Origin of the sequence: Modestobacter sp. DSM 44400, from assembly GCF_900107175.1 — a bacterium.
Lineage (GTDB): Bacteria > Actinomycetota > Actinomycetes > Mycobacteriales > Geodermatophilaceae > Modestobacter.
In genome coordinates this window covers 1-26,749 of record NZ_FNOZ01000034.1, presented here as the reverse complement: position 1 = coordinate 26,749, position 26,749 = coordinate 1, and the positions used below count along the sequence as shown (strand labels likewise).

Annotated in this window: 29 protein-coding genes and 1 pseudogene; 14 read left to right on the top strand and 16 right to left on the bottom strand. The window is 73.1% G+C overall.

Translation table 11 applies throughout. The features are described 5' to 3' along the window. Window positions 1-16: 16 nt before the first annotated feature. Window positions 17-718, top strand: coding sequence for a response regulator transcription factor (locus tag BLW04_RS17955; protein ID WP_254781755.1), 702 nt, complete (start codon window positions 17-19; stop codon window positions 716-718). Here BLW04_RS17955 and BLW04_RS17950 read toward each other — a convergent pair. Then, window positions 691-2,040, bottom strand: a complete 1,350-nt coding sequence (locus tag BLW04_RS17950; protein ID WP_091544405.1) for a sensor histidine kinase — start codon at window positions 2,038-2,040, stop codon at window positions 691-693. The genes BLW04_RS17955 and BLW04_RS17950 overlap by 28 nt on opposite strands. Window positions 2,041-2,485: 445 nt before the next feature. Between BLW04_RS17950 and BLW04_RS17945 the strand changes: the two genes are divergently transcribed. From BLW04_RS17945 to BLW04_RS17930, 5 genes are all read left to right on the top strand, one after another. Further along, the gene (locus tag BLW04_RS17945; RefSeq protein WP_175484125.1) at window positions 2,486-2,830 is read left to right on the top strand and encodes a PepSY domain-containing protein; all 345 of its coding nucleotides are present in this window, start codon (window positions 2,486-2,488) and stop codon (window positions 2,828-2,830) included. Window positions 2,831-3,213: 383 nt separating this feature from the next. Next, entirely contained in the window at window positions 3,214-3,525 is a 312-nt protein-coding gene (locus BLW04_RS17940; protein ID WP_091544398.1) for an alkaline phosphatase family protein, read from the top strand. 120 nt (window positions 3,526-3,645) lie between these two features. After that, the gene (locus tag BLW04_RS17935; RefSeq protein WP_091544395.1) at window positions 3,646-4,389 is read left to right on the top strand and encodes a response regulator transcription factor; all 744 of its coding nucleotides are present in this window, start codon (window positions 3,646-3,648) and stop codon (window positions 4,387-4,389) included. 10 nt (window positions 4,390-4,399) lie between these two features. Next, window positions 4,400-4,777, top strand: a complete 378-nt coding sequence (locus BLW04_RS27640) for a hypothetical protein (RefSeq protein WP_139306896.1) — start codon at window positions 4,400-4,402, stop codon at window positions 4,775-4,777. Beyond that, window positions 4,744-6,000, top strand: coding sequence for a sensor histidine kinase (locus BLW04_RS17930; RefSeq protein ID WP_217631098.1), 1,257 nt, complete (start codon window positions 4,744-4,746; stop codon window positions 5,998-6,000). Before BLW04_RS27640 ends, BLW04_RS17930 begins: the two co-directional genes overlap by 34 nt. On the opposite strand, the gene BLW04_RS17925 is transcribed toward BLW04_RS17930, so the two are convergent. Continuing rightward, window positions 5,964-6,998, bottom strand: coding sequence for a glycosyltransferase (locus BLW04_RS17925; RefSeq protein ID WP_371327800.1), 1,035 nt, complete (start codon window positions 6,996-6,998; stop codon window positions 5,964-5,966). The two genes, BLW04_RS17930 and BLW04_RS17925, sit on opposite strands and share 37 nt — an antisense overlap. A gap of 445 nt (window positions 6,999-7,443) precedes the next feature. Here BLW04_RS17925 and BLW04_RS17920 point away from each other — a divergent pair, with 445 nt between their 5' ends. After that, on the top strand, window positions 7,444-9,204 hold the full coding sequence (locus BLW04_RS17920) for a ScyD/ScyE family protein (protein ID WP_094030670.1): 1,761 nt from the start codon (window positions 7,444-7,446) through the stop codon (window positions 9,202-9,204). A 7-nt stretch (window positions 9,205-9,211) separates the two neighbouring features. Here BLW04_RS17920 and pcaC read toward each other — a convergent pair whose 3' ends face one another. Genes pcaC through pcaH form a run of 5 tightly spaced genes read right to left on the bottom strand, consistent with a single transcriptional unit; the run spans window position 9,212 to window position 13,160 of the window. After that, window positions 9,212-9,625: a 4-carboxymuconolactone decarboxylase gene (gene pcaC / locus BLW04_RS17915; protein WP_091544385.1), complete on the bottom strand. Its 414-nt coding sequence runs from the start codon at window positions 9,623-9,625 to the stop codon at window positions 9,212-9,214. After that, window positions 9,622-10,398, bottom strand: a complete 777-nt coding sequence (pcaD, locus tag BLW04_RS17910; RefSeq protein WP_091544382.1) for a 3-oxoadipate enol-lactonase — start codon at window positions 10,396-10,398, stop codon at window positions 9,622-9,624. Before pcaD ends, pcaC begins: the two co-directional genes overlap by 4 nt. Beyond that, window positions 10,395-11,756, bottom strand: a complete 1,362-nt coding sequence (locus BLW04_RS17905; RefSeq protein ID WP_254781753.1) for a lyase family protein — start codon at window positions 11,754-11,756, stop codon at window positions 10,395-10,397. Before BLW04_RS17905 ends, pcaD begins: the two co-directional genes overlap by 4 nt. A 37-nt stretch (window positions 11,757-11,793) precedes the next feature. Further along, on the bottom strand, window positions 11,794-12,396 hold the full coding sequence (pcaG, locus tag BLW04_RS17900; protein WP_091544380.1) for a protocatechuate 3,4-dioxygenase subunit alpha: 603 nt from the start codon (window positions 12,394-12,396) through the stop codon (window positions 11,794-11,796). Continuing rightward, window positions 12,393-13,160: a protocatechuate 3,4-dioxygenase subunit beta gene (gene pcaH, locus BLW04_RS17895; protein WP_091544377.1), complete on the bottom strand. Its 768-nt coding sequence runs from the start codon at window positions 13,158-13,160 to the stop codon at window positions 12,393-12,395. Before pcaH ends, pcaG begins: the two co-directional genes overlap by 4 nt. A gap of 105 nt (window positions 13,161-13,265) precedes the next feature. On the opposite strand from pcaH, the gene BLW04_RS17890 reads away from it, so the two are divergent. The 4 genes from BLW04_RS17890 to BLW04_RS17875 all read left to right on the top strand — a co-directional run bounded on the left by BLW04_RS17890 (window position 13,266) and on the right by BLW04_RS17875 (window position 16,270). After that, entirely contained in the window at window positions 13,266-14,009 is a 744-nt protein-coding gene (locus BLW04_RS17890; protein ID WP_254781752.1) for an IclR family transcriptional regulator, read from the top strand. A gap of 50 nt (window positions 14,010-14,059) precedes the next feature. Continuing rightward, complete coding sequence (locus BLW04_RS17885; protein WP_091544370.1) at window positions 14,060-15,232, top strand: 4-hydroxybenzoate 3-monooxygenase; 1,173 nt, start codon at window positions 14,060-14,062, stop codon at window positions 15,230-15,232. Between the two features lie 276 nt (window positions 15,233-15,508). Next, the gene (locus BLW04_RS17880) at window positions 15,509-15,721 is read left to right on the top strand and encodes a hypothetical protein (protein ID WP_091544366.1); all 213 of its coding nucleotides are present in this window, start codon (window positions 15,509-15,511) and stop codon (window positions 15,719-15,721) included. Window positions 15,722-15,931: 210 nt separating this feature from the next. Further along, window positions 15,932-16,270, top strand: coding sequence for a hypothetical protein (locus BLW04_RS17875; RefSeq protein ID WP_091544363.1), 339 nt, complete (start codon window positions 15,932-15,934; stop codon window positions 16,268-16,270). An 8-nt stretch (window positions 16,271-16,278) separates the two neighbouring features. Here BLW04_RS17875 and BLW04_RS17870 read toward each other — a convergent pair whose 3' ends face one another. Both BLW04_RS17870 and BLW04_RS17865 read right to left on the bottom strand, forming a co-directional pair. Further along, the gene (locus BLW04_RS17870; RefSeq protein WP_091544360.1) at window positions 16,279-17,913 is read right to left on the bottom strand and encodes a GMC family oxidoreductase; all 1,635 of its coding nucleotides are present in this window, start codon (window positions 17,911-17,913) and stop codon (window positions 16,279-16,281) included. Window positions 17,914-17,955: 42 nt separating this feature from the next. Then, entirely contained in the window at window positions 17,956-18,825 is an 870-nt protein-coding gene (locus BLW04_RS17865; protein WP_091544356.1) for an MBL fold metallo-hydrolase, read from the bottom strand. Window positions 18,826-18,884: 59 nt separating this feature from the next. On the opposite strand from BLW04_RS17865, the gene BLW04_RS17860 reads away from it, so the two are divergent. Beyond that, complete coding sequence (locus BLW04_RS17860; RefSeq protein ID WP_091544353.1) at window positions 18,885-19,409, top strand: hypothetical protein; 525 nt, start codon at window positions 18,885-18,887, stop codon at window positions 19,407-19,409. Between the two features lie 81 nt (window positions 19,410-19,490). Here the strand turns inward: BLW04_RS17860 and BLW04_RS17855 are convergent, their stop codons facing one another. From BLW04_RS17855 to BLW04_RS17840, 4 genes are all read right to left on the bottom strand, one after another. Further along, a complete protein-coding gene (locus BLW04_RS17855) occupies window positions 19,491-20,807 on the bottom strand; it encodes a M23 family metallopeptidase (protein ID WP_091544349.1) in 1,317 nt (438 codons plus the stop codon). A 121-nt stretch (window positions 20,808-20,928) separates the two neighbouring features. Next, window positions 20,929-21,738, bottom strand: a complete 810-nt coding sequence (locus BLW04_RS17850) for an ATP-binding cassette domain-containing protein (protein WP_091544345.1) — start codon at window positions 21,736-21,738, stop codon at window positions 20,929-20,931. Beyond that, the gene (locus BLW04_RS17845) at window positions 21,735-22,619 is read right to left on the bottom strand and encodes an ABC transporter permease (RefSeq protein ID WP_256375494.1); all 885 of its coding nucleotides are present in this window, start codon (window positions 22,617-22,619) and stop codon (window positions 21,735-21,737) included. Before BLW04_RS17845 ends, BLW04_RS17850 begins: the two co-directional genes overlap by 4 nt. Before the next feature lie 185 nt (window positions 22,620-22,804). Next, window positions 22,805-23,770 carry a sugar ABC transporter substrate-binding protein gene (locus tag BLW04_RS17840; RefSeq protein ID WP_091544341.1) on the bottom strand — a complete coding sequence of 322 codons (966 nt, stop codon included), beginning with the start codon at window positions 23,768-23,770 and terminating at the stop codon, window positions 22,805-22,807. A gap of 238 nt (window positions 23,771-24,008) precedes the next feature. Here BLW04_RS17840 and BLW04_RS17835 point away from each other — a divergent pair, with 238 nt between their 5' ends. Continuing rightward, complete coding sequence (locus BLW04_RS17835; RefSeq protein WP_175484128.1) at window positions 24,009-25,094, top strand: Glu/Leu/Phe/Val family dehydrogenase; 1,086 nt, start codon at window positions 24,009-24,011, stop codon at window positions 25,092-25,094. Between the two features lie 65 nt (window positions 25,095-25,159). Here the strand turns inward: BLW04_RS17835 and BLW04_RS17830 are convergent, their stop codons facing one another. Together BLW04_RS17830 and BLW04_RS17825 are read right to left on the bottom strand one after the other, a co-directional pair. After that, window positions 25,160-25,372: a hypothetical protein gene (locus tag BLW04_RS17830; protein ID WP_091544335.1), complete on the bottom strand. Its 213-nt coding sequence runs from the start codon at window positions 25,370-25,372 to the stop codon at window positions 25,160-25,162. Between the two features lie 284 nt (window positions 25,373-25,656). Further along, complete coding sequence (locus tag BLW04_RS17825) at window positions 25,657-26,250, bottom strand: IS5 family transposase (RefSeq protein WP_256375471.1); 594 nt, start codon at window positions 26,248-26,250, stop codon at window positions 25,657-25,659. On the opposite strand from BLW04_RS17825, the gene BLW04_RS29220 reads away from it, so the two are divergent. Further along, window positions 26,228-26,383 (top strand): VOC family protein, encoded by a 156-nt coding sequence (locus tag BLW04_RS29220; RefSeq protein ID WP_256375470.1) that lies wholly within the window; start codon window positions 26,228-26,230, stop codon window positions 26,381-26,383. The genes BLW04_RS17825 and BLW04_RS29220 overlap by 23 nt on opposite strands. Before the next feature lie 114 nt (window positions 26,384-26,497). On the opposite strand, the pseudogene BLW04_RS17815 reads toward BLW04_RS29220, so the two are convergent. Further along, window positions 26,498-26,749, bottom strand: a pseudogene (locus tag BLW04_RS17815) (ISAzo13 family transposase); the annotation flags it as partial.

Sequence of the window (26,749 nt, the reverse complement as noted above, 5' to 3'; positions counted from 1 at the left end):
ACCGCGCGGTGTGACGATGCCCCCTGTGGACGACGACACGATGAAGGTCCTGGTGGTCGACGACGAGGTCCGACTCGCCCAGTCGGTGGCCCGGGGACTGCGCGCCGACGGCTTCACCGTGGACCTCACGCACGACGGCATCAGCGGCCGGGACGCAGCCATGTCCGGCGCCTACGACGCGATCGTCCTGGACATCATGCTCCCCGGTCTCCAGGGCTACCGGGTGCTCCAGCAGCTGCGCGAGGCCTCCGTGCGGACACCGGTCCTGATGCTCACCGCGAAGGACGGCGAGTACGACGAGGCGGATGCCTTCGACCTCGGCGCCGACGACTACCTGACCAAGCCCTTCTCCTTCGTCGTCCTCATCGCCCGGCTCCGTTCTCTGGTGCGCCGGGCCGCGTCGACCCGCCCCAGCGTCCTGCGGGCCGGCGACCTGGAACTCGACCCGTCCCGGCACCGGGTCACCCGGGCAGGGACCGAGCTGACCCTGACCCCGCGCGAGTTCGAGCTGCTGGCCTACCTGATGCGCAACGCCGACGTGGTGCTCAGCAAGACGCACCTCCTGCACGCGGTGTGGGACGAGGCGTTCGACGGGGACGTCAACAACGTCGAGATCTACGTGTCCTACCTGCGCAAGAAGATCGACCTCCCCTTCGGCCGCTCGAGCATCCGGACCGTCCGGGGAGCCGGCTATGCGTTCTCGCCCGACGGCGGCTGAGCCGGTAGCCAGACGCGGAGCCGGGCGCCCGGGAGCATGGTCCCGTCGAGCACCCGCACCCAGCCTCCATGGGCCGTGACGAGCTCACGCACGATGGCCAGGCCCAGGCCGCTGCCGCCGTCCTCACGGGCACGGGCTTCATCGAGCCGGACGAATCGATCGAACACCCGCTCCCGGTCGGCGGGAGGAATGCCCGGCCCGTCGTCACTGACCTCCAGCCATGCTGCCCCCTCGACCTCGACCTCGCCGTCCCTCCCGCACGCCAGGTGCACCCGCCCGTCGGCGGCGGGGGCGGCGTTGTCCACGAGGTTGCGCACCACCCGCGCGAGCGCTGACCTGTCCCCGATGACGCGCGCTGCGCCGATGGTCGCGGTGACGGTGACCCCCCGGTCGCGCAACTGGGCACATTCGGCCTCGGTCAGGTCGTCGAGGTCGACCTCGACCCGGTGCAGGCGGACCTGGGACTCGTCGGCCCGCGCGAGCACCAGGAGGTCGTCGACCAGGCGCTCGAGTCGTCCGGTCTCGCTGAGCACGTCGCTGAGGGTGGTCTCCCCGACACCTGCGCGCTGGGCCACCTCGATCTCGGTGCGGATGGCGGCCACCGGGCTGCGCATCTCGTGACCGGCGTCGGAGACGAAGGCGCGTTGGGCCTGCGCCGAGGACTCCAGCCGCGCCAGCATCGCGTTCATCGTGTTCGCCAGGGACGCGATCTCGTCACGCGCGACGGGGACCGGTACCCGTGCGGACAGGTCGGCCGCCTGGATGCGTGCCGTCCGTGCGCGGATCGCCTCGACGGGCTGCAGCGCCCTCCCCACCGACAGCCACGTGGCAGCACCCACCACCAGGAGCAGTACCGGGATGCCGACCGCCGCCAGGCGCTTGACCAGCGCTTCGGTGTTTTCGGCCACCGCCAGGGACTGCAACGCGATGATCCGGTCCGCGCCCGTCGACGGGGTGAGACCCAGCGCGACCAGCCGGTAGCTGTCGCCGTTCTCACCGAGGAGCCGTCCATCGACGGTGGTCGAGGTCGTGGACCCGGCACGCGGCTGCACGTCGGACAGCGGTGCGAGGCCGGCAAGCCCAGGGCTGGCGGCGATCACCCGGTCACCAGCCACCATCTGCACCTGCACTCCGTCGTCGGAACCGCCGAGCTGCAGCGCCCCCACCCCACCGGCCAGGTCGGCGGCGACCCCCTCGGCGCGGGTCTGGACCGCCGTGGTCACCGGCTCCCGGACCGTGCGGCCCACCAGGGAGACGAGTACTGCGCTGGCGAGGAGCAGCGCCACCAGGACGACCAGCACGGCAGCGGCCGTTGCCCGCATCCGTACCCCGACCCGGGAGCGTCGAGGACCGACCGTCGACTGTTGCTGTCTCCGCACACGGGGAACCGGAGCAGTCACCGGCGCAGCGTAGAGCGATCATCGGGTCCTAGCCGGGCGCCGCTGAGAGGGCTCTCAGCACCTCAGCATCGTCACAGCCCCCTCGACGCAGAGTGAGGACACCGAGCAGCCACCCCGGCGCTTGGATCGAAGGAGGAAGACATGAACCTGCGTCTCACCAAGAGCAAGCTGGCCGCCACCGGGGTCCTCGTCGCGGTGGTCGTCGGGGGCGGCGCGTCGATCGCCGCCGCTGCCGGCAGCACCCCCAGCCCGTCCAGCAGCGTCACGGTCGCGGACAGCCAGGAGTCCGACGGCGAGCACGCCGACGGGGCCGACGGCGGTCCGGGCAGCGAGCAGGACGCCCAGGACCCGTCCTTCACCGGGATCGGTGGCGGCCCCGGCCGAGACCGAGCAGGCCGACGGCCAGGAGACCTCCGCCATCGACAGTGCCGAGAAGGCTGCCCTCGAGGCGCTGGCCACCGTCTCCCAGCCGCAGGCCGAGCAGGCCGCCCTGGCCGCCGTGCCGGGCAACGTGGCCGAGACCGACCTCGACGCCGAGAACGGCTTCGTCGTCTACAGCGTCGAGGTCAACGGGGCCAACGGCACCGTCACCGTCACCGAGGTCACCGTCGACGCCGGCAACGGCCAGGTGCTGGCCCAGCAGGTCCAGGACGCCAGCGACTCGGCCGACTCGCCCGACCAGCCCGAGTCCGCCGGAGACGCTCAGGACTGAGCTGCGACTCCCCCCGGCGGGGCACCCCCCGCCGGGGGCCCGGGGCCCACGACCCCGGGTGCGCCACGATGGTCGGACAACCGAGGGGCGGGAGCCAGCCCAACTACCTGGCGCTCTTCTCCGGCTCCACGCAGGGCGTCACCGACGACAGCTGCCCCCAGGAATTCTCCGGTGAGAACCGGGCAGCCAGCTCATCGCCAGCGGGCGGTCGTTCGTCGGGTACAGCGAGGCCTGCCGAGGGTCGGGTACACCGGCTGCCGCACCGGCGACTACGCGCGCAAGCACGACCCTTGGGTGGACTTTCCCGACCTGCCTGCCTCGGTGAACCAGCCCTTCAGCGCGATGCCGACCGACTATGCGGAGCTGCCGACGGTCTCCTTCGTATGCCGGACCTGTGCCACGACATGCACGACTGCGGCGTCGCCGCGGGCGATGACTGGGCAAGGGAGCACCTCACCCCGTTCGTCGCCTGGGCACAGGACCACGACAGCATGCTGATCGTCACCTTCGACGGCGGCACCGACGCCACCCACATCGCGACCATCGTCGCCGGAGCGCCCGTCCGCCGGACCGTCAGCGACCAGCGCATCGACCACTACAGCCTGCTCCGGACCCTCGAGGACATGTACGGGTTTGCGCCGCTGGGACACGCCGCCGACGCGCAGCCGCTGATGGGCATCTGGGACCTGCCGTGACCGTGCGGACGCCGCCCAGCGGCGGGTCCTGAGCGACCTCCTCGAGCGGCCTGGGCAAACTCCAGCGAGTTCCTCGGCGGCACACAGGGAACACGCAGGATCAGGGCTCACAGTCGATCCATGACGACGACCGCCTCTTCCGCCACCAGCTCCCGGGCCCAGCTGACCCGGCCGGACGGCAGCGCCCTGCGGGTGCTCGTCGTCGACGACGAGCCCTCCATCTGCGAGCTGCTGTCCATGGCGCTGCGCTACGAGGGCTGGGACGTGCGCACCGCGCAGGACGGGACCGAGGCCGTCCGCGTCGGCCGTGACTTCCGTCCCGACGCCGTCGTCCTGGACGTCATGCTGCCGGACATGGATGGGTTGGCGGTGCTGCGCCGGCTGCGCGCGGACGCCCCGCTCGTGCCGGTCGTCTTCCTCACCGCCAAGGACGCCCTGGAGGACCGCATCGCCGGGCTCACCGCCGGTGGCGACGACTACGTGACCAAGCCGTTCAGCCTGGAGGAGGTCGCCGCGCGGCTGCGCGGGCTGCTGCGCCGCACCAGCCGGGTCGTCGCCGACGACGGACTGCTGGTCGTCGGCGACCTGACCCTGGACGAGGAGAGCCACGAGGTCACCCGGTCCGGCGACGACATCCGGCTGACCGCCACCGAGTTCGAGCTGCTCCGCTACCTGATGCGCAACCCCAAGCGTGTCCTGTCCAAGGCCCAGATCCTCGACCGGGTGTGGCAGTACGACTTCGGCGGCCAGGGCAACATCGTCGAGCTCTACATCTCCTACCTGCGCCGCAAGATCGACGCCGGGCGCGCCCCGATGATCCACACCCTCCGTGGCGCCGGGTACGTGATCAAGCCCGCCGCATGACCGCTCTCCGGTGAGCCGGCTCCGCAGCGCCCGCTCCTGCCGGTCCTCGCTGCGCACCAAGCTGCCGGTGGCCTTCGTCGTCCCGCTGGTCGTCGTGCTGGCGCTGGTCGGCGTGGTCTCGGTGACCTCGCTGGAGCAGGAGCTGGTCAGCCAGGTCGACACGCGGCTGGAGGCGGTGACCTACCGCTCGGAGAACTACTCCCCTCACCCCGCTACGGCGCCCCGCAGGCGCCGCCGGTCAACGGGCGGGGGGACGACGACGACCAGCGCCTGCCCGGCTTCCTCGGCGCGCGTGGCCAGGGCGAGGGCACCCTCGGCGCCACCATCGTCGACGGGGTCTCCACCGAGGCCGGTGTGCTCGGCTCGCGGGGCGAGAGCGTGCAGCTGACCAGCGCCCAGCAGGCGGTCCTGGCCGACCTGCGACCCTCCGGCGAGCCCGTCAGCCGCGATCTCGGCGGCGACCTCGGTGAGTATCGGCTCGTCGCCTCCACGACCCGGGACGGCGACGTCCAGGTCAACGGGCTGCCGCTGGGCAGCTCCTCGGACGCGGTGCGCCGGCTGCTCACCGTCGAGCTGGTCGTCGGCCTGCTCGGGCTGCTCGCCGCGGCGCTGGCCGCCGTCCTGGTCGCCCGGCGCACGCTGCGGCCGCTGGATCGGGTGGCCACCACCGCGACCCGGGTCTCGGAGCTGCCGCTGTCCAGCGGAGAGGTGCAGCTCGCCGAGCGGGTGTCCCCGGAGGACACCGACCCGCGCACCGAGGTCGGCCAGGTGGGGGCGGCGCTGAACCGGCTGCTCGACCACGTCGAGGGGTCGCTCGCCGCCCGCCAGGCCTCCGAGACCCAGGTCCGCCAGTTCGTCGCCGACGCCAGCCATGAGCTGCGCACGCCGCTGGCCTCGATCCGCGGCTACGCCGAGCTGATCCGGCGCCAGGGCGGCGAGGAGGTGCCCGGCAACGTCGGCCACGCGCTGCGCCGGGTGGAGTCCGAGGCGCTGCGGATGTCGGACCTGGTCGAGGAACTGCTGCTGCTGGCCCGGCTGGACGCCGGCCGGGAGCTGACCTGCGAGGAGGTCGATCTGACCGCGCTCGTCGTCGACGCGGTCAGTGACGCGCACGCCGCCGGGCCCGGGCACCGCTGGCAGCTCGACCTGCCGGGCGCCGCCGTCCTCGTCCCCGGCGACCAGGCCCGGCTGCATCAAGTGTTGGCCAACCTGCTGGCCAACGCCCGCGCGCACACCTCGGAGGGAACGACGGCGACTACCCGGCTGCGGGCCGAGAGCGGGCAGGCGGTGCTGCAGGTCGTCGACGACGGCCCCGGCATCCCCCCGGCGATGCTCGACCACGTCTTCGAGCGCTTCGCCCGGGGCGACTCCTCCCGGTCCCGGCACGCGGGCAGCACCGGCCTGGGGCTGGCCATCGTGCACGCCATGTCGCCGCGCACGGCGGCACGGTGGCAGTCTCCAGCGAGCCGGGCCGGACGGTCTTCACCGTCCGGCTGCCGGACGCCACGCTGGCCGAGCCACCGGACGATGACATCGCGGTCAGCACGGAGGTCGTTCCCCACGCCGTCTGAGTTTCACGCGGGAACGCGGTCGGCTGCCACCTGCTCGTAGACCTGGGCGTGCACGGCCCGGACGGCGTCGCGCTGCTCGGCCCGCCAGACGGCGTCGACCCGGCCCGGCGAAGGGCGGGTGAGCGCGGCCACCACCGGCGTGCTCAGCGAGGTGGGGTCCAGGCCGGTGGCGGCGTCGCTGCCGTAGACCACCACGTCGGACCACTGCCCGGCCTGGTGACCGCCGCTGGGGATGACGACCCGGGTGCCGGCGTCGCGACACAGCTCAACCCAGCTGGAGTGGCTCAGCGCCAGGTCGGGCAGCACGGACACGTGCACCTCCTGGAGGTGGCGCACCCACTCGGCGGGCGTCCGGGGGGTGCTGCGGTGCAGCTCGAGGTCACCGGCATCGGCGAGCGCGAGCAGCTCCGGGAAGCCGGCCGCCGGGTCGACGCCGGGGTGCACGTCGACCCGCAGCCGGCCGCCGCCGGAGAGCGCGCCGGACAGCGCCCCGCGGACCAGGCCGGCGGCCTCGGGCGCCTGCGATTCCAGGCTGCCCAGGTGCAGCCCGACCAGCCGGGTTTCCCGGCCGATCCCCGGAGTGGGTGCGGCGAGCGAGGGGTGGGCCACCACGATCGCGGTGCGGCCGAAGCGGTCGGCGATCTCGTCCGCGGCGCCCGGGGTGAGGGTGAGGACCACTTCCGCGGTGGCCAGCAGGGCGCGCAGCTGGAACCGGGAACGGGACCGCGAGCCGTCCCGGCCGGCCCGCAGCTGGTGCACGGTCACCACGAGCGGCACCCCGCTGCGCCGCACCGCCGCCGTCCAGGCCTCGAGCTGGCGGGCAGACATGCCCTCGTAGCCGGCGTGCACATGCAGCACGTCGACGTCGGCGGCCGAGGCGAGCAGGTGGTCGGGGTCCAGCCACGGGCTCGGCATCGTCGGCGGTCCGACGCGGACGGCGTCGGCGGGCAGCACGGCGTCCACGTAGGGGGCGGAGAAGGGGACGCTGGCCACCCGGAGACTCGATCGCCGGGGTCCAGCGGGCACAGCAGCGGTCACAGCTCCTCCTCGCTGACCCTCGTCGGCCCCATGACCCGGCGTGCTGCGCCCATACGTGACCTCGCCAACTCGGTCACGTGGTGGGTTCGCCTCCTGCGGTCGAGCACTGCGACGGCAGGGGCGGTGCTCCTCGACGGTGGTGCGGCGGCTCAGGGAGCCGACCGCAAAACGGTCTACCCCCTGTAGCCGCCGGTGAACCGACAGGCACCGATGACCTGACCCGGACGAGGGGTTCCCGATCGGGTACACGACGGCGCGGCCGAGATCGGTTGTGACCTGCAACACATCTCGCGCTTGGCCGGTGCACAGGGTCACGCCCGGCCGTCGTCCCTGCTGGTCCCGCTGAGCGACCCTGTGCCGCTGTTGGCCCAATCCCTAGCGTCCCCCGCGATCGCCGCACGACCGATCGGGCGGCGGCACAGCATCGCTGCGAGGGGAGAAGAGCATGTGCAGGTTCACTGCTCATGCCGGCGTGGGCATCCTGGTCCTGGGAACGCTCAGCGTCGGGTTCGCGGGGTCGGCGTCAGCCGGCGAGGACCACCACGGCGGATCCAGCCAGGATTCTGTCGTGGTCGTCACCGGGCTGGACAATCCCCGGCAGCTCAGCTGGGGCCCGCACGACACCTTGCTCGTTGCCGAGGCCGGTTCCGGCGGCGAGACCTGCATCACCCCGCCGGCAGGGGAAGAGGCGCCCCCCGAGGCGTCCGGACCCCAGTGTGTCGGGCTGACCGGCGGGATCAGCAGCATCCACGACCCGGATGACGTGGTCGACGAGCCGGCCGAGCGGGTGGTGGACGGGCTGCTCTCCGTCGCGGGACCGGACGGCAGCTTCGCGGTCGGCTCCAACGGCGCGGACGCGACCGACGTGCCCGGCGAGTACATCGTCGCCGAGACCTTCGTCCCCGGCGGCATCCCACCGGCTGGCGCCGCAATCGAGGGTGCCGATCAGCTGGGTCACCTGCTCGTCGTCCAGACCGACGGCGGTCAGCAGTTCGTGCTGCCCTACGCCGACATCGCGGCGGCCGAGGCCGAGCAGAACCCGGACGGCGCCCAGGTCGACAGCAACCCCTACGCGGTCCTGTTCGTCGACCCGACGCCCGACGGCGAGCCGGGCACCGACGGGTACGCTCTCGTTGCCGACGCCGCAGCGAACACGGTGTGGCAGGTGACCCCGGACTTCTCCGCTGTCCCGGCCGACTGCATCGACGACGCGTGCATCCCGCCCTACGAGATCACCGTCTTCGCCACCTACCCGACCCCTCCGGACGACGAGATCACCCCGGAGTTCGTCCCCACATCGCTGGCCACCGACCACGACGGCAACGTCTACGTGGGCGGCCTGGGCAGCGAGCAGCCGGGCGCTGCGGCCGTCGTGGAGTACTCCGCCGACGGCGAGGAGACCACCGGCTGGGGCGGTTTCACCGGCATCACCGGGCTGGCCGTGGACGCGGCAGGCGAGCACCTCTACGTCTCCCAGATCTTCGGCTCGGTACCCGACGAGACGGCCACCGCGCCTCCCGGCAACGTCGTGGACGTCGACCTGACGGCCGGCAGGTACCGGTCGGTCGACGTGCCCTTCCCGGGCGGGGTCGCCGTGGACCACAAGGGCCGGGTCTTCGTCGCGGCGTTCAGCGTGTCGCCCGCCGAAGGCGTCCCGGCGGCAGACGGGTCACCGGCGCTGCCCGGCGGCCAGCTCTGGCGCATCTCGTTCGATGGCGTGCCGGACGTCGGGCTGCCGGTCTTCTTCCCGCAGGACACCGGCGGGAAGTTCGTGCCGGCCCGCCAGGTTCCGACGTTGCTGGATGACCACTGCGGCCAGCCGCTGCTGCTGGTCCCGGGGGACCTGGCCGGCGAGTGGAAGGTGACCCGGGACGAGTTCAGCGACCGGATCGACTTCCGCGGCGCCGCGACGGTCGACATCCTCGGTCAGCAGGGCCAGCTGCTCGTCGACGAGCTGGACATCTCCGGCATGGGCTACCAGATCTCGAGGGTCGACGGCAGCGTCAAGTTCTCCTTCGACGGGCCCAACGTCAACTACGCCTTCGACCCGGAGGAAGCTGCGGCGTACGAAGCAGCCGGTCTGTCGTCGGTTTTCTACTGGACCAGCGGCACATTTACCGAGGTCATCACCACCCAGGGCGACATCGTGGTGGTGACCACACCGGCCGACCTGGTGGACATCTGCACCTTGCTGCCAGCGGTCTGACCGGCGCTCACACCGCGGACCCGGCCGGTCCCCTAAGCTCTTCGAGGATCGGCCGGGCCACCGCCAGGGCATGGTTGGCCGCCGGCACGCCGGCGTAGACGGCGGTGTGCAGGCACACCTCGGCGATCTCCTCGTCGGTCAGGCCGTTGTGCACCGCGGCCTTCACGTGCAGGGCGAACTCGCCCCAGTGCCGCAGCGCCGCGGTGATCGCCAGCGTCAGCATGCTGCGCTCGCGGCGGCCCAGGCCGGGCCGCTGCCACAGGTCGCCCCAGGCCACCCGGGTGATGAAGTCCTGGAAGTCGGCGGTGAACGGGGTGACCGCTGCGGCGGCCCGGTCCACGTGGGCGTCGCCCAGCACCTCGCGGCGCACCCGCATGCCGGCGGCGCGGCGCTGCTCGTCGGTCTCCAGCGGCTCGCTCATGACAGCCCTTCCGTGGCGTGCGCGATCAGCGCGTCGGTGACCTGCTGCTCCTGTTCGATGTTGGCCAGGTGTGCGGCCGGCGAGAGGCTGAGCAGCCGGGCGCCGGGGATGCCGTCGGCGATGACCTGCTGGTGCTCCGGCGGCAGCGCGAGGTCCTCGGCGCCGGAGACCACCAGCGTGGGCGCGGTGATCCGGCCCAGGTCGGCGCGCTGGTCCATTCCGACCAGAACGGCGCAGCAGCTGGCGTAGCCCTCGTCGGAGTGGGCGGCGAACGTCGCGCGCAGCCGGGCGACCACGTCCGGGTGTGCGGCGGCGTAGGCCGGGGTCAGCCACCGGCTGATCACGGCGTCGGCGATCGCGCCGGTGCCCTCGGCCCGGACGGTGGTGGCCCGGTCCTGCCAGCTCTGCTCGTTGCCCGGGTGCGCCGAGCTGCAGAGGACGGCGAGGGACGCCACCCGCTGCGGGTCGCGCACGGCCAGCCGCAACGCGGTCATGCCGCCGATCGACAGGCCGGCCACGTGCGCCTGCGCGACACCGAGACGGTCCAGCAGCGCGATAACGTCGTCGGCGAGGTCGTCGAGGGTGGAGTCGCCGTCCGGCGCCGGGGAGCGGCCGTGCCCGCGGGTGTCGTAGCGCACCACTCGGAAGTGCTCGGCCAGCGCCGGCAGCTGCGGGTCCCACATGCCCAGATCGGCGCCCAGGGAGTTGGACAGCAGCAGGACCGGCGCGTCGTCCGGCCCCTCGACGACGGCGTGCACCTCGACGGCATTCACGGGGCTCCTCCTATTGAGCTGGGATCGGACTGGACGGCGACCAGGTGGGTGGCCAGCGCGGCGTCGACCTGCGCGCCCGCCTCGCCGACGTCGGGCGCCGCGCCGGCCAGCAGTGCGGCGACGTCGAGACCGGGGTGGCCGGCGGCGACCTCGGGCAGCATGTCGGCCAGCCGCCGGCCGGTGGCCGCGGCCGTTCGGACAGCGTCGGCCGCGGCCTCGTGGGCCGAGCCGGGCCCCAGGGCCGGGACCAGCGCCTCGGCGAGCGCACCGGCCAGCTGCGGATCGTCGGCCGCGGCCACCGTCGCAGCCATCCGGGCGGTGTCCCAGCGCAGCACCGACAGGCTCTCGACCAGCCAGGACACCGCAGAACCGACGGTGGACAGCAGCTCGGTCAGCGTGGGCCACTCGGTCTGCCAGCTGCCTGCACCCCGCTCGTACTCCTGCTCCATGGCCGCCAGCAGGGTGGCGACCAGCCCGGGTGCCCGCCGGGCGCAGGCCCGGGCGGAGATCGCGGCGACCGGGTTGTTCTTGTGTGGCATCGCCGAGGAACCGCCGCGGCCGGGCGCGACCTCGGCGACCTCGGCGACCTCGGTCTGGGCCAGCAGCACGACGTCCACGGCGATGGTGGCGACCACGCCGGCGATCGCGCCCAGCAGCCCGGCCAGGTCGGCGACGGGCAACCGGACCGTGAACCAGGGGACGTCGGTCGTGGCCAGGCCGAGCTCGGCGGCCAGCTCGCGGCGCAGGTCGACCCCGGACCCGCGGCTGGCGGCCAGCGTGCCCACCGCGCCGCCGTACTGGACCGGCAGCGCCGCCACGACCGCGGCCAGCCGGCTCCGGGCGCCGTCCAGACCACTCAGCCAGGTGGCGGCCTTGAACCCGACGGTCACCGGCAACGCCTGCTGCAACAGGGTGCGGCCCATCAGCACGTCGTCCCGGTGCTCGGCCGCGAGCCGGGCGCAGGCGTCGGCCGCCGCAGCCAGGTCGGCGTCCACCAGCGTCAGGGCCCGACGAGCCAGCAGCATGGCCGCGGTGTCCATGATGTCCTGGCTGGTCCCGCCTACGTGTACGGCGCGGGCGGCATGCGGGCCGACCGCGTCCTGCAGGGCGCGCACCAGTGCCGGGACGGGGTTCCCGGCGTCCGCGGCCCCCCGGTACACCGTCGGCAGGTCCAGCGCCGTCGGCGCCGCGCAGGCCCGGGCCACCTCCTCGGCGGCGGTCTCGGCGACCAGCCCGGTGCGCGCCGCGGCGCGGGCGAGCGCGGCTTCGACCTCCAACAACGAGCGTAGCCAGGCGTCGCCGCCGACCGACCCGGCGGCCGCGCCACGGGCGAAGGTGCCCTCCATGATTCCGTTCACGCGCCCATCCTGGGGCCTGAGCCCGAAAAAGCCCCGCTCACACCGCGAAGAACACCGTCTCGGCGTCCCCCTGCAGCCGGATGTCCAGCCGGTAGCCGTCCGCGGTGGGCTGCGCGAGGAGGGTCTGCCGGGACGCGTCGTCGGGCAGGCCGCGCAGCACGGCGTCCTCGGCGTTGGCCGCGGCCTCGTCGGCGAAGTAGATCCGGGTGACCACCCGGTCGAGCAGCCCGCGGGCGAACACCGAGACGTCGACGTGGGGCGCCTGCAGCCCACCCTCGCCGCCGTCGACCCGGCCCGGCTTGAGGGTGAGGATGCCGTACTCCCCCGGCGGGTCCACCGTCTGGCAGCGGCCCAGCCCCCGGAGACCCGGGAATCGGCGCTCGCCCTTCGGGGCATCCGAGTGGTCGAAGCGCCCGTCCGGGTCGGCCTGCCAGGTCTCGACCATCGCGTCGGGAACGAGGCCGCCGGCGCCGTCGAACACCCGGCCCCGCAGCCAGATGGCACCCTCGGTGCCCTCCGCGACGGCGTAGGGGCCGTCGGCCCAGGTCAGCCCGATGGACAGGTAGGGCCCCACGGTCGCGCTGGGGGTCAGACCCAGCCGGAAGGGCTCGGTCAGGAAACCGGTACCGCGCCGGCTCATGCCACGTCTCCGTCGTCCTCGGTCTCGAAGGGGGTCTGGTCGCTGCCGCGCAGCACGATGTCCCACTGGAAGGCCAGCGCCCAGTCCGGCTGGGTGCGTTCCAGGTCGAAGGTGCTGATCGCGCGATGCCGGGCCGAGGGCGGGATGGCGTTGAAGATCGGATCCTGGCCGAAGAGCGGATCGCCCGGGAAGTACATCTGGGTGACCAGGCGCTGGGGAAAGGCCTGCCCGAACAGGCTGAAGTGGATGTGCGCCGGCCGCCAGGCGTTGTGGTGGTTGCCCCACGGGTAGGCGCCAGGCTTGATGGTGGTGAGCTCGTAGCGGCCCAGGCCGTCGGTCATCACCCGGCCCAGCCCGTCGAAGTGCGGGTCCAGCGGCGCCGGCCAGTTGTCGACCACGTGCCGGTAGCGGCCGGCGGCGTTCGCCTGCCAGACCTCCACCAGTGTGTTCGGCACCGGACGGCCGTCGCTGTCGAGGACCCGGCCGAAGACGATGATCCGCTGGCCCTGCGCCTCGCCGCCCAGCCGCAGCGTGAGGTCCGCGTGGCCGGCGGTGACCCGGTCCTCGCCCAGGACCGGGCCGGTCACCTCGGTGAGCCGCTGGGGCAGGTCGACGGGCGTGCGCAGCGGCGCACGGAGGGCCGTGCTCCGGTATCCGGCGTAGCCCACCGGCGTGCGCGAATCTTCCGGCTCGCGCAGATAGCGCGGCAGGATCAGCGCGCTGTCCGACGGCGGTCGCGGTTCCCGCGATGTGGTCCCGGTCATGGTCGCCGACGGTAGGCCCCGGGGCTACGCTCCCCAAGCTCCGACTTCCGCTGAACAGAAGGCAGGTGTCGCGTGGCAGGCGGCGCATCCACGGCCGGACGCTCGGTGACCTCCCGGGCCCTCGGCGTGCTCGACGCGTTCGACGCCGGCCATCCCCGGCTGACCCTGTCCGAGGTGGCCGACCGCTCGGGCACTCCGCTGACCACCGCGCACCGGCTGCTGGCCGAGCTTGCCGCCTGGGGAGCGCTCGTCCGCCGTCCCGACGGGCGCTACGAGATCGGCCGCAAGCTGTGGGACCTCGGGTTGCTCGCCCCGGTCGACCTCGAGCTGCGCCAGGTCGCCTCGCCGTTCCTGCTCGACGTGCACACCGCCACCCGGGACACCGTGCACCTGGCGGTGCGCGAAGGGCCGCGGGCGCTCTACGTCGAACGCATCTCCGGCCGGGAGTCGGTGCCGGTGGTCAGCCAGGTGGGCAGCCGGCTGCCGCTGCACGCCACCGGGGTGGGCAAGGTGCTGCTCGCCGCGGCCCCGGACGAGGTGGTCGAGCAAGTGCTCCGGTCGCTGACCAGGGAGACCCGGCACACCGTCGTCGACCCGCGGCTGCTCACCCGAGAACTGGCCGAGGTCCGGCGCCGGGGAGCGGCCCGCACGTCGGAGGAGATGTCGCTCGGCGCGGCCTCGGTGGCGGTTCCGGTAACCGTGGAGCGGCCGGGTGGTGCGGTCGTCGCCGCGGCGCTGGGCATCGTCGTCCCGGTGCACCGGCGTGATGCCAGCCGCCTGGTGCCCGTCCTGCAGGTGGCCGCGCGCGGGATCGGCCGCGCGCTGGCGGCCACGGCTCCGTTCCGCTGAGCGGAAGCCCATGCTCGCTGCCGGGCGGCAGCGCCGGTCACACTCCACCCGTGCGTTCTCAGGTGGGGATCATCGGCGCCGGCCCGGCGGGGTTGCTGCTCTCGCGGCTGCTCCAGCTGCACGGCGTCGACACCGTCGTCCTGGAGAGCCGCTCGCGCGACTACGTCGAGGCGCGCGTCCGCGCCGGAATCCTCGAGCAGCACACCGTGCAGACGCTGCGTGACGTCGGCGTGGGCGAGCGCCTGGACCGCGAGGGGCTCCCGCACGACGGCATCTACCTGCAGCACCCCGGCACCCGGCACCACCTGAACTTCGAGGAGCTCTGCGGGCGCAAGGTCTGGGTCTACGGACAGACCGAGGTGGTCAAGGACCTCATCACGGCCCAGCTGGACGACGGCCCGCCGCTGCTGTTCGGCGTCTCCCACGTCACCCCCGAGGACGTGGACGGCGGCGCCCCGCGGATCCGGTTCACCGACGCCGACGGGGTCGCCCAGGTGCTGGAGTGCGACGTGGTCGCCGGCACCGATGGCTTCCACGGCGTCTCCCGGCCACTGGTCACCGCTGGCACGTCGGGGCGGCTGTGGGAGCGCACCTACCCCTTCGCCTGGCTGGGCATCCTGGCCGACGTCGCGCCGTCGGCCGACGAGCTGGTCTACGCCTGGCATCCCGAGGGCTTCGCGCTGCTCTCGATGCGCTCCCCGTCGGTGTCCCGGCTCTACGTCCAGGTCGACCCGGCCGAGAAGATCGAGGACTGGTCCGACGACCGGATCTGGGACGCGCTGTCCACCCGCCTGGCCGTCGACGGCTGGTCGCTGCGGACCGGGCCGGTGACGGAGAAGTCGATCCTGCCGATGCGCTCCTTCGTCAGCGCCCCGATGCGCCGCGGCCGGCTGTTCCTGGCCGGCGACGCGGCGCACATCGTCCCGCCCACCGGCGCCAAGGGCCTGAACCTGGCCGTCGCCGACGTCACGCTGCTGGCCCAGGCCCTGGTCCGGCTGCTGACCGAGAAGCAGACCGACCTGGTCGACACCTACTCCGACAAGGCACTGGCCCGGGTCTGGCGGTGCACCCACTTCTCCTGGTGGATGACCTCGATGCTGCACCGGCACGGCGACGACTTCGACGCCGAGCTGCAACTGTCGCAGCTGCGCCGGGTGTGCTCGTCGGAGGCGGCCGCCCGCGAGCTGGCGGAGAACTACACCGGCCTCGCCGTCGACCTCTGACCCCTCCCGGGCTGTCGGTACCGAAGGCCCGGGACTCCACGGCGGCCAGCGGCCGATGGCGCATGGCCGAGGTGGTCGGCCCGACGGGGTGACGGGAGCGGCGGCGGCTGGCAGGCTCGCGAGCCGGATCGTCACCTTCCATCCTGGGCCAGCCGCGGGCGCGCCGGGAATGCGCCCGTCAACTGGCAGACTTTCCGTACTTGGGGTCAGACGTTGGGTATTTCTGCCCAGCGTGGAGCCTGACACGGATCGGTCCGGCCCACTAACTTCCAAGGCATGTTGTCGACGCTCCTGGTCATCGCTGGCGTGTTCGTGGGTCTGCTCGTGCTCCTGGCCCTGATCGTGCACCTGAGCGCCCGGCCGACGGACGCGCGCGGCAAGACCACCGCGACCCGCACGCCGTCCTGGGTCGTCGACGCCGGCCAGCCGCACCCCGACGCCTGGTCGCCGTTGTCGAACACCAGCACCCACATCCGCGCGACCCGCTGACCGGGACGCCGTCAAGGCGCCGACGCTGACTGTGGACGACGGGGCCGGCTGGGGACAACGCGGCGCCTCCGCCACCGGCGGACGGTGACGATCCCCGGCATGACCGCTCTCCACCGCCCCGACGTCCCGGTCACGACCCCCGCCGCGCTGCGTTCCCGCTGAGCCGAGCTACTCGAACCCCCGTTCTTCGGCGCCCGCAGCCTCTGGCTGATGTGGCTGGGCGCCGACGGCACGTCCCTGCCGCTGCTCGTGCCGATCGACGACCTCCCGCGCCCGTTCGATCGCGGCACCGCCGACGGGCTGGTCGGGATGGCGGGGGCGGTGCGCGACGAGCACACCGCGGGGATCGGCCACGTGGCGATGGCGCTGTGCCGGCCCGGGCACGCCACCTGCACCGCGGCCGACCGGGGGTGGGCCGACGGGCTGGCCGCCGCCGCGGCCGGGTTGGTCGACTGGAGCCTGCACCTGGCGGCCGGCGGCGCGGTCGTGCCGCTCGCGGCCCCACCGTGGCCGTCGTCCGGGCCAGGCGCCGAGCAGCATCCGGGGTGAGCAGCCGCTCAGCCGCCGGTCATGAGCTCGGCGGCCCGCTCGCCGATCATCACCGCGGTCGCCGCCGGCCCCCGCGAGGTCACCCGGGGCATGACCGAGGTGTCCACGACCCGCAGCCCCTCGACGCCGCGCACCCGCAGGTGCTGGTCGACCACCGCGCCCGGGTCCCCGTCGGGCCCCATCCGCGCGCTGCCGGCCAGGTGGATCGCGGTCGCCAGGTGCCGGCGGTTCCAGCGGTCCAGCTGACGGTCGTCGGACAGCACGTCGTCGGGCAGCCCGGTCCGCTCGGCGACCAGCGGCGCGAACGCGGAGGTCCGCAACAGCTCCGCGGCCAGGCGCACGACCTCACGCATCCGGCGGCGGTCGGTGGCCTCGGTCAGGTACCGGTACTCCAGCCGCGGCTGAACGTACGGGTCGGTACTGGTCAGGCTGAGCCGGCCCCGACTGTCCTCCTGCTGCAGCGCCACCCCGAGGGAGAGATCATCGCGGCGGCGGCTCTGGTCCAGCAGCCGGTGCAGCGAGGCGCCGCGGACGGCGCGCAGCGTGGCCGCAGGCCGGCGCAGCACCTCCCCCACCCCGGACAGCGCCGACCCGGTCGATCGGCTGAGCAGCACCTTGCTGAACGGCTTGAGCCACGGCATGACCTCCAGGTCCCCGTGCGCCCGGGAACCCTCCGCCGTGGTGTTCAGCGCGGTCGACAGCGGCAGCAGGCTGCGGGCCATCGGCAGCCGGCGGCTCGGCTGCCAGGTCACGTAGAGGTCCGGGTGGTCGCTGAAGTCCGCCCCCACGCCCGGGGCGTCGACCAGCACCGGCACCCCGGCGGCCCGCAGCTGCCCGGCCGGCCCGATCCCGGAGAGCATCAGCAGGTGCGGCGACCCGATGGCGCCGGCGGCCAGCACCACCTCGTCGGCCCGCACCTTCCCGGCGGCGGTCTGCACGCCGATGGCACGGCCGTGCTCGACCAGCACCCGGGTCACCCGGGTGTCACCCCGCACCGTCAGGCCCGGCGAGCCCCGGCGCGGCGACAGGTAGGCCATCGCGGTGTTCATCCGAACCCCGTCCACGACGTTGAGCGGCACCGGGCCGCAGCCGGGCTCGCTGCCGGCGTTCTTGTCCGGCTCGGCCGGGAAGCCGAGCTCGGCGCAGGCGGCGGTGAACGCGTCGGTCACGGGGTGGGCGGCGTGCACCCGGGTGACCGGCAGTGGCCCGGTCGACCCGTGGCCCGGCCGGTCGCCGTAGTCGGCGTCGGCCTCGGCCCGGCAGAAGGCCGGCAGCACGGCGTCGGCCGACCACAGGTCGTTGCCGTCGGCCGCCCAGCCGTCGAAGTCGGCGCGGGTCCCGCGGATGAAGTAGGTGCCGTTGAGGGCGCTGGAGCCGCCGACCACCCGGCCGCGCACCACGGGGTACCGGACGTCCTCGGCCAGCTCGGCGTCGTATGCCCAGTTCGCGGGGTGCCCGGGCGTGGCCGCTCCCATCGTGGCCGCGTCGCGGAGGGTGGCTGGGAAGTCCGCGGGCTGGGCGTGGTCGGCGCCGGCCTCGAGCAGGAGCACCCGGCGGCCGGCGTCCACCAGCCGGGCGGCGAGTGCGCAGCCGGCAGATCCCGCGCCGACGACGACCACGTCCCAGTGCTCGGCGGCGCCCACACCGGGACGCTAGGCGGGCAGCCGGGGAAGTCGCCGTCCGGGTCAGGCGAGCGTCACCGCTCCGCCCGGACCGGCGGCCACCCGGCCCTCGGCCGTCAGCTTGGCGAGGGTCGCCCGGGTCGACTGTGCCGCGGCGGGCCACAGCTGCTGCGGGACGGCGGCGTAGACGGTCGCCACCAGTTCCTCCACGGTCTGCGGACCGGCCGCGAGCGCGTCGACCAGCTGGGCCTCCCGGTACGCCCGGTGGGCGAGGTAGAACTCCAGCACCGCCGCCGGGTCCTCGGTCAGCTCGGGCCCGTGCCCGCAGTACAGCGCCGAGGGGCCCAGGTCGTGCACCCGGCGCAGCGACTCCAGGTAGGCCACCACGTCGCCCTCGGGATGGCTGACCACCGAGGTCCCCCGGCCCAGCACGTGGTCGCCGACCAGCACGGCACCCGACTCCAGCCGGAAGGCGAGGTGATCGGCGGTGTGCCCGGGGGTGGCCACGACACCGACGGTGGTCCCGGCCAGCGCCAGCTGCTCCCCCGGCTCCAGCACCCGGCCGCCCGGCCCGGCGACGGCCGCGGAGCCGGCGGCGACCGGGGCGCCGAAGTGGCTGCTCCACGGCGCGGCGGCCTCGGCGTGGTCGCCGTGGTGGTGGGTGACCAGCACGGCGACCACCCGGGCGTCCCGCTCGACCAGCACCGCCTCCACGGCGGCCAGGTGACCGGCGTCGGCCGGACCCGGGTCGACGACGACCGCCTGCCCGCTGCCGGCCGCGCCGACGACGTAGGTGTTCGTGCCGTCCAGGGTCATGCCCGAGGCGTTCGGCGCCAGTACCCGGGTGACCAGCGGCTCCATCTCGGCGGTGCGCGGCAGCGCACCGAGGGCGGCGACGACCCAGCCGGCGCGGGGGTCGACGGGTGCGGTCATCCCCGGGACGCTAGCCCCAGCCGACGGCCCGCTGCTGGCGCGGCGGTTAGCGTGTGTGCATGCGAGCACCCACCACCGCCGTGCGGGCGGCCCTGTCCGCGGCCGCCGCTGCTGTCCTGCTGACCGCCTGCGGTGGGTCCGGAGGTGGGTCCGCCGCCGCGGGCAGTTCCTCGGACAGCAGCACCGGCACGACGTCGTCACCGGCCGCGGGGACCAGCGCACCCGACGGCGACATCGCGGCCTGGTGCAACTCGGCCGTGGCCCTGTCCACCGACCTCTCGGCGACCCTCAAGGCCGCAAGCAGCGCACCGACGCAGGTCGCCCCGATCCTGCAGAAGGCGGCCGACCAGTACGGGGAGGTCAAGGCCCCCGCCGCCATCGCCCAGGACTGGGGGGTGGTGGTGGGGGCGGTCCAGACGCTGGCGACCGCCGCCCAGACGATCGACTTCACCTCCCCGGACGCCGGGAAGCAGCTGGCTGCCTCGATCGGCGCGCAGCGGGGCGCCCTCGACACCGCCACGACCAACGTGCAGACCTACGCGAATGCCAACTGCCCCGGCGCGAGCGCGGCGCCCACCAGCTGACCCGCGAACGGCAGCGGCCCGGCACTCCTCCGGAGAGGGTGCCGGGCCGCACTGCGTCCGAGGACGGGGTCGTCGAGCAGGTCAGCCACAGCCGTTGATCGACACGCCTCGCGCGCGCATCCACGGCACCGGGTCGACCTGCCCGCTGTACATCGTCCCGCGGGGGTGTACCTCGAAGTGCAGGTGCGGCCCGGTCGACTGCCCGCGGTTGCCGACCTCGGCGATCTGCGCACCGGCGCGCACCCGCTCCCCGGCCCGCACGTAGTACTCGTTGACGTGTCCGTAGACGGTCACCGCACCGTCGTCGCCGCGGATGTAGACCGCCAGGCCGAAGCCGGTGGCCGGCCCCGCGCGCTGCACCGTGCCGGCGGTGGCGGCGTAGATCGGAGTGCCGATCGGTGCGGCGATGTCCACGCCGAAGTGGGTGACGCCCCATCGGGAGCCGAAGCAGCTGCTGGTGGACCCGCTGGCCGGACGGATGTACCCGGCCGAGGACGTCGCCGCGGTGCCGCCGCCCCCGCGCCGGGCGGCCTGCGCGGCGGCGGCCGCTTCTGCGGCCGCCTTCCGCTGAGCCGCGGCCGCGGCCTCTTCGGCCGCCCGCTTCTGCGCGAGCCACTGCTCGTAGGCGTTGCGTGCGCCCTGCAGCTCGAGCAGGTGCACCTGGGCGTCCTGCAGCTGCCGGTCCAGGTCCGCCTTCTGCGCGCTGACCTGCTGGTAGGCGGCCTGCTGAGCAGCCACCTGGGCTTCGGCAGCCTCCTTGGCCGCCTGCGCGCGCCCCTCGGCCGCGGACTTCTCGTCGCGGGCGGTGCGGGCGACGTCGTCAGCGTCGGCCTGCCGCGCCTGGGCACCCTCCAACTGCCCGAGGACGTCGACCTGGTGGTCGGCGACGTACTCCAGCAGGGCGGCCTTCTGCACCAGCTCGCCCGGGCCCTCGACGTCCAGCAGCGCCATCTCGCTGGTCAGGGTGCTGCCGTTCATGTAGCTGTCGCGGGAGAAGTCGGCGATCCGCAATTGTGAGGCGGCGACCGCCTCCACCGCCACCTGCAGCTCGGCCGCCGCGCGGACCGCCGCCTCCTCGGCCAACTGCCGTTCCTCTTCGGCCGCGAGGTACGCAGTGCCGGCCGCCTCGGCCTGTACCTGGACCTGCTCCAGCCGGGACTCCGCGTCGGCGACCAGCGCGGCGATGCGTCCGACCTCGGCCGCCGCTGCCTGCTGCTGGGTCGCGGCGTCGACGAGCTCGCCATCGGTGGGGTTCTCCGGGTCGGCGGCAGCCGGTGACACCCCGGCCGCCAGCACCGCGCCGGCCACCACAGCGGCGAGCACGCCGGCGACCGCTCGGGAGGTTCGGCGCCGGCCGGGCGGCCGGCTCGGGGACGTGCGCAGCAGACGCTGCGACATGGTCGCTCCCTGGGGGAGAGGGATGGACGGGTGAACGCACCGAGAGTCGCACCATTACCAGGAGTCACAAAGGCAACACGCGGCGCAGTGTTCATGTCTCGGAATAACACCGGTCGGTCGCTCAGCTGCCCGTCGGGCGCTCCAGCTCTTCCGCCAGCTGCGCCAGTTCCTGGCCGCCGGCCATCAGCGCGGTGAGCTCGTCCCGGCCGACCTGTTCCTTCGTGAACTCGCCGAGGCTGCGGCCGCGGTTGAGGATCAGGAAGCGGTCACCGACCGGGTGTGCGTGGTGCGGGTTGTGGGTGATGAACACGACCCCGAGTCCACGGTCCCGCGCCTGGGCGATGTAGCGCAGCACCACCCCGGCCTGCTTGACCCCCAGCGCGGAGGTCGGCTCGTCCAGGATCAGCACCCGGGCACCGAAGTGGACGGCGCGGGCGATGGCGACCGACTGCCGCTCCCCGCCGGACAGCGTGCCCACCGGCTGGTCGGGGTCGCGGATGTCGATGCCCATGGCGGCCAGCTCGCGGCGGGTGACCTCCTTGGCCGTCGCCCTGTCGAACCGCCGGAGCGGACCCCAGCCGGTCGTCGGCTCCGACCCGAGGAAGAAGTTCCGCCAGATGGCCATCAGCGGGATCATCGCCAGGTCCTGGTAGACGGTGGCGATGCCGGCGTCCAGCGCCTCTCGGGGCGCGGAGAAGCTGACCGGCGCACCGTCGAGCAGCAGGTGGCCGCGGGTCGGGCGGTGCACCCCGGCCAGCACCTTGATCAGGGTGGACTTGCCCGCGCCGTTGTCGCCGAGCACGCAGGTCACCTCACCGGCGCGCACGGTGGCCGAGATGTCGTCCAGTGCGATGACCGACCCGTGGTCCTTGCCGATGCCGCGCAGCTCGAGCAGCGGCGGCGTTCCGGCCGGCGGCGCAGGGGGGCTCATCGGCGGGCCGCCTCGGCGTAACGGCGGACCAGCCGGTTGGCCAGCACGGCGAGCAGCAGCATGGCGCCCAGGAAGAAGTAGAACCAGTCGGCGTCCCAGCGCAGGTAGACGATCCCCTGCTGGGTCATGCCGAACACCAGCGCGCCCAGCGAGGCGCCGACCGCCGAGCCGAAGCCGCCGGTGAGCAGGCAGCCGCCGATCACCGCTGCGACGATGTAGATCAGCTCGTTGCCGGTGCCGGTGTTGGCCTGCACCGAGGTCAGCCGGACGGCGAGGATGGTCCCGACGAACCAGGCCGCCGCCGCCGTGTTCATGAACAGGGTGATGGTGGTCCGCCGGGCCGGGACGCCGACGTTGCGGCTGGCCACCTCGTCCCCGCCGGTGGCGAACACCCAGTTGCCGAAGCGGGTGCGCAGCAGTACCCAGGTGCCCACGGCGGTGACCAGCAGCCACCACAGGATGGCGATCCGGAAGGCCTGCCCGCCGATCGTCACCGTGGAGGCGAAGACGGCCTTCGCCGAGTCGTACCCCGGCGCATCCGAGATGCCACCGGCCACGACCGTGCCGGTGAACGCCTTGGTCAGGCCCAGGTTCAGCCCCTGGAGCATGAGGAAGGTGCCCAGCGTGATGATGAAGCTGGGCAGCCCGGTGCGAGTGACCAGCCAGCCGTTGGCGAAACCGATGGTCAGGGCGACTACCAGCGCGACGGTGATCGCCAGCCAGATGTTCTGTTCCAGCTGTCCGGCCACGATGCCCACGGTCAGCGCCGTCGTCCCGGTCATCACCCCGGCCGACAGGTCGAAGTGACCGCCGATCATCAGCAGTGCGACTGCCACCGCCATGATCCCGAGCGTCGAGGCCGGGTCCAGCCAGTTGGCGATGCCGCCGGGTGAGCGGAACGTCTCCGACGACGCGGCGAAGAACGCCAGGATGACGATGGCGCCGATCAGCGAGCCGAGCTCTGGCTTGACCAGCAGCCGGCGCCACAGCCCGGTCGCGGCCAGCCGCTCGTCGGCCCGCTTCCGCGGGGTGTCCGGCGGGCTGGCCGGCTGCTGGTGGACCGTGCTCAGCGGGTACCGGCCGAGGCCAGGTCGGCGATGGCGTCGACGTTGTCGGCGTCGACGATGCCTGGGCCGGTCAGCACCGGCTGCCCACCGCCGACGGTGTTCAGGTTCTCCGCGTAGAGCTTCAGCATCACGATCGGCAGGTAGCCCTGCTCGTACTGCTGCTGGTCCACCGCGAAGGCGATCGACCCGTCTCCGATGGCGGCGATGACGTCGCTGTTGAGGTCGAAGGTGGCGACCTCGGCGTCGGAACCGGCGGTGGAGACGGCCGAGGCAGCGATCGAGGCGACCGCACTGTTCAGCGTGAGGACGCCGTCGATCGAGGGATCGCTCTGCAGCTGCGAGGTGATCGTCGACTGCGCGGCCTGCAGGTCGTTGATGTCGACCTGCACGAGGGTCACGTCGGTGCCCAGGCCCTGGGAGGCGCTGTCGCAACGCTGCTGGAGGCCGATGTTGCCCGCCTCGTGGACGACGCAGAGGACGTTCGTCGCCCCGTCGGCGGCCAGCCGCTGCCCGGCGCCCTGGCCGGCGATGGTCTCGTCCTGGCCGACGTGGCCGGTCGCGCCGAACTCCGCCGACTGCTCGGCCCCGGAGTTGATGGTCACCACTGGAATGCCGGCGGCGACCGCGGCCTCGACGGAGTCCTGCAGCGCGTCGGGGTTGGCCATCGACACCACGATCCCGTCGACCTTCGCGTTCACCGCGGCGTCGATCAGCTGCGACTGCCGCTGCGGGTCGCCGTCGCTCTGGTAGTCGACGCTGACCCCGAGGTCCTCGCCGGCCGCCTCGGCGCCGTTCTGCACCACGTCCCAGAACGCGTCGCCGGCCGACCCGTGGGTGACCACCGCAAAGCTCAGGTCGCTGCCGCCTCCGCTCGCCCCGCCGCCGTCGTCGCTGCCGCCCGAGCAGGCGGAGAGGAGCAGGGGTGCCGCCAGCGCGAGCGCGAGCAGCCGCTTGGGTCCAGCCATCGTGTGCGTGTCCTCCTGGATCAACGGGTCAGAGCCGCCCCCTGGTGCCCCCCGGCCGGCCGGCGCGGGCCGCTGCCGGAAGTGTGCGGCACCGGCTCCCGCCGGGCATGTGCGTCGACCCCCGATCATGCCCCGCTCCTCCTCTCGCGGCGGCACGGACCTGCCGCGGGCACCCGCCGATCGCCCGTCCGAGGGACGTCCCGGGGCGTCCGCGCCTAGGCTGCGCGGCGTGGACGTGATGGGCTCTGGGCACGAACAGGTCGTCTTCTGCTCCGACGATGCCTCCGGGCTGCGGGCGGTGATCGCGGTGTACTCGACCGCCCTCGGCCCCGCCCTGGGGGGCACCCGCTTCTTCCCCTACGCCTCGGAGGACGATGCGGTCACCGACGCGCTCGCCCTGTCCAAGGCGATGGCCTACAAGAACAGCCTCGCCGGTCTGGATCTCGGCGGCGGCAAGGCCGTCATCATCGGCGACCCGCGCACCGACAAGACCGAGGCACTGCTGCGTGCCTACGGCCGGTTCGTCGAGGCGCTCGGCGGCCGGTACCTCACCGCCTGCGACGTGGGCACCTACAACGCCGACCTGGACGTGGTGGCTCGCGAGACCCGCTTCGCCCACGGTCGCTCCGAGGCCTTCGGCGGGTGTGGCGACTCCTCGGTGCTCACCGCCTTCGGGGTCTTCCAAGGCATGCGCGCCGCCGCCCAGCACCGCTGGGGTGTCCCCACCCTGGCCGGGCGCACCGTCGCCGTGGCCGGCGTCGGCAAGGTGGGCAGCTGGCTGGTCGACCGGCTGGTGGCCGACGGCGCCGACGTCGTGATCACCGACGTCGACCCGGCCGCGGTCACCCGGGCGCAGGCCCGCCACCCCCAGGTCGCGGCGGTCGCGGACACCGCGGCCCTGGTGCGGACCCCACACGACGTCTACGCGCCCTGCGCGCTCGGCGGCGCCCTGGACGACGACACCGTGGCGACACTCCCGGCGCAGATCGTCTGCGGCGGGGCCAACAACCAGCTCGCCCACGAGGGCATCGCGGCGATGCTGACCGAGCGCGGGATCCTCTACGCCCCCGACTACCTGGTCAACGCCGGCGGCGTGATCCAGGTCGAGGACGAGCGGCACGGGTTGTCGGGGGTACTGCCACTAAGCAATCCGCCAGGGTTCAGCTTTGAGCGAGCGAAGATCAGGGTGGAGGGCCTCTATGACACCGCCCTGCAGGTGTTCCGCGCAGCCGACGATGCCGGAGTATCCCCGGCGACGATGGCCGACCGGATGGCCGAGGAGCGCATGGCCGCCGTGGGAAGGCTGGCGACGATCCGCATCTAGGTCCAGACCTCTCGAACGGCACTGAGCCCCGCCGGTCACCATGACGGCGGGGCTCAGTGTTGTCCTCAGTCCGCGCTGCGGTTGAGCGCCCGGCGCAACTGCTCGACGGCTTCCTCGACGCTGCCGGCCAAAGGCTCTCCGGGCGGCGCCTGCGTCAGCGGGATCTCGGGGTACTCCGTGCCGCTAAGGTACGCCACGAAGCCCTCATCGACGCTGCGGACCCATGCCATCAGCGACCCGAACTGTGTGTTGTCGATGCGCACCCTGTAGGTCTCCACGCGGCGAGGCTGCCACGGGCACGGCGTCACCGTCACGTGACGCCGTGCGCTCGCGCATCGTACGGTTGGCCATGCCCAGCCCCGCCGTGTGCCCGAGATGCAATCAGGTCGTCGAGAGGGAGCACAACGGCAAGGAAGGCTTCAACGAATACACCGATCCGTGGGAGTTCGTCACACACGACCGAGATGACGAGCGGGGTGGCAGGATCACTCGACAGTGGTGCCCCGGGTCCGGAAAGAACATCACGATCGCGAGGATCTCCTACTAGGGCCTGTCTCCCCGATCATGTGGTGAGCCAGATGATCATGCTCGCGAAGACGATCCCGCCTCGGTAGTTCACTGCTTTCTTGTCGTAGCGGGTGGCGATGCCGCGCCACTGCTTGAGCCGGTTGAAGGCCCGCTCGACGACGTTGCGGCCCTTGTAGGCGTCTTTGTCGAATGCGTACGGGCGGCCTCCGGTGCTGCCACGGCGGACCCGATTGGCGAGCTGATCGGCGCGCTCGGGGATCGTGACGACGATCCCGCGCTCGGCCAGCAGGGCCCGGTTGGCCTTGGATGAGTAGCCCTTGTCGCCGAGCATCTGATCTGGGGTGGTGCGCGGTCGACCCGGTCCTGGGCGCGCTACCCGGATCTCGGCCAAGGCGGCGCCCAGCATGGTGGTGTCGTTGACGTTTCCGCCGGTCAGGCCGATAGACAGCGCCCTGCCGCGGCCGTCGCAGATCAGATGCAGCTTGCTGGTCCAGCCGCCCCGCGAGCGTCCCAACCCGTGGTCGACCGGCTCGGGTGAGCCTCGGCCGACCCAGCCGACATGGGCGTCGACGGCCGGTTTCTTGTCATTCGACTCAGCCCCCTGTGTGGCCCGGCAGGTCCGGGACAGCGATCTTCCGGTTATCAGTCTGGGCGCGTATCGCGTTCAGGTCGGGCAGGGACCGGACGTGAGCTGGGTGGTTCTCGCCGATCCAGAGGGCAACGAGTTCTGCGTACTCACGCGGTCGGTCCAGGAGGTGTAGAAGGCCAATCGAGGGCCGCTGGCCAATCCCGTAAGCGGATCGCCGGGTGGGTCGAGCCGGTGGAGCCGGTGAAGGCCAAGCGGAAGCGGCCTTAGAGCTTGGAAGGGAATTACATCAGTGTAATTCGTCGTCGATGGTTCGCGGTGTGATCGTGTAGTTCCACTCTGGGTGGAACGGATCGCCGTCGAGCCGGACGTCGGCGAGTTCGGCATCGGTGACCTTGATCTTGTCGGGATAGGAGCCCTCGTCCAGGCGGGCGTAGACCTTCAGCCCGGTGCGGGTGGTGGTCGAGGCGATCAGGTCGATGATCACCTGGCGGCTCTCCAGCGGTTTGCCGCGCCAGTTGATGGTGATAAAGCTGAACAG

Excerpts from the sequence above, each read along its gene's own strand:
- BLW04_RS17855 (WP_091544349.1), bottom strand. The coding sequence starts at position 20,807 with ATGTCGCAGCGTCTGCTGCGCACGTCCCCGAGCCGGCCGCCCGGCCGG.
- BLW04_RS17880 (WP_091544366.1), top strand. The coding sequence starts at position 15,509 with ATGTTGTCGACGCTCCTGGTCATCGCTGGCGTGTTCGTGGGTCTGCTC.
- BLW04_RS17850 (WP_091544345.1), bottom strand. The coding sequence starts at position 21,738 with ATGAGCCCCCCTGCGCCGCCGGCCGGAACGCCGCCGCTGCTCGAGCTG.
- pcaC (WP_091544385.1), bottom strand. The coding sequence starts at position 9,625 with ATGAGCGAGCCGCTGGAGACCGACGAGCAGCGCCGCGCCGCCGGCATG.
- BLW04_RS17920 (WP_094030670.1), top strand. The coding sequence starts at position 7,444 with ATGTGCAGGTTCACTGCTCATGCCGGCGTGGGCATCCTGGTCCTGGGA.
- BLW04_RS17835 (WP_175484128.1), top strand. The coding sequence starts at position 24,009 with ATGGGCTCTGGGCACGAACAGGTCGTCTTCTGCTCCGACGATGCCTCC.
- pcaH (WP_091544377.1), bottom strand. The coding sequence starts at position 13,160 with ATGACCGGGACCACATCGCGGGAACCGCGACCGCCGTCGGACAGCGCG.
- pcaG (WP_091544380.1), bottom strand. The coding sequence starts at position 12,396 with ATGAGCCGGCGCGGTACCGGTTTCCTGACCGAGCCCTTCCGGCTGGGT.
- BLW04_RS17875 (WP_091544363.1), top strand. The coding sequence starts at position 15,932 with ATGTGGCTGGGCGCCGACGGCACGTCCCTGCCGCTGCTCGTGCCGATC.
- BLW04_RS17860 (WP_091544353.1), top strand. The coding sequence starts at position 18,885 with ATGCGAGCACCCACCACCGCCGTGCGGGCGGCCCTGTCCGCGGCCGCC.
- BLW04_RS17865 (WP_091544356.1), bottom strand. The coding sequence starts at position 18,825 with ATGACCGCACCCGTCGACCCCCGCGCCGGCTGGGTCGTCGCCGCCCTC.
- BLW04_RS17940 (WP_091544398.1), top strand. The coding sequence starts at position 3,214 with ATGCCGGACCTGTGCCACGACATGCACGACTGCGGCGTCGCCGCGGGC.
- BLW04_RS17950 (WP_091544405.1), bottom strand. The coding sequence starts at position 2,040 with ATGCGGGCAACGGCCGCTGCCGTGCTGGTCGTCCTGGTGGCGCTGCTC.
- BLW04_RS17935 (WP_091544395.1), top strand. The coding sequence starts at position 3,646 with ATGACGACGACCGCCTCTTCCGCCACCAGCTCCCGGGCCCAGCTGACC.
- BLW04_RS17955 (WP_254781755.1), top strand. The coding sequence starts at position 17 with ATGCCCCCTGTGGACGACGACACGATGAAGGTCCTGGTGGTCGACGAC.
- BLW04_RS17840 (WP_091544341.1), bottom strand. The coding sequence starts at position 23,770 with ATGGCTGGACCCAAGCGGCTGCTCGCGCTCGCGCTGGCGGCACCCCTG.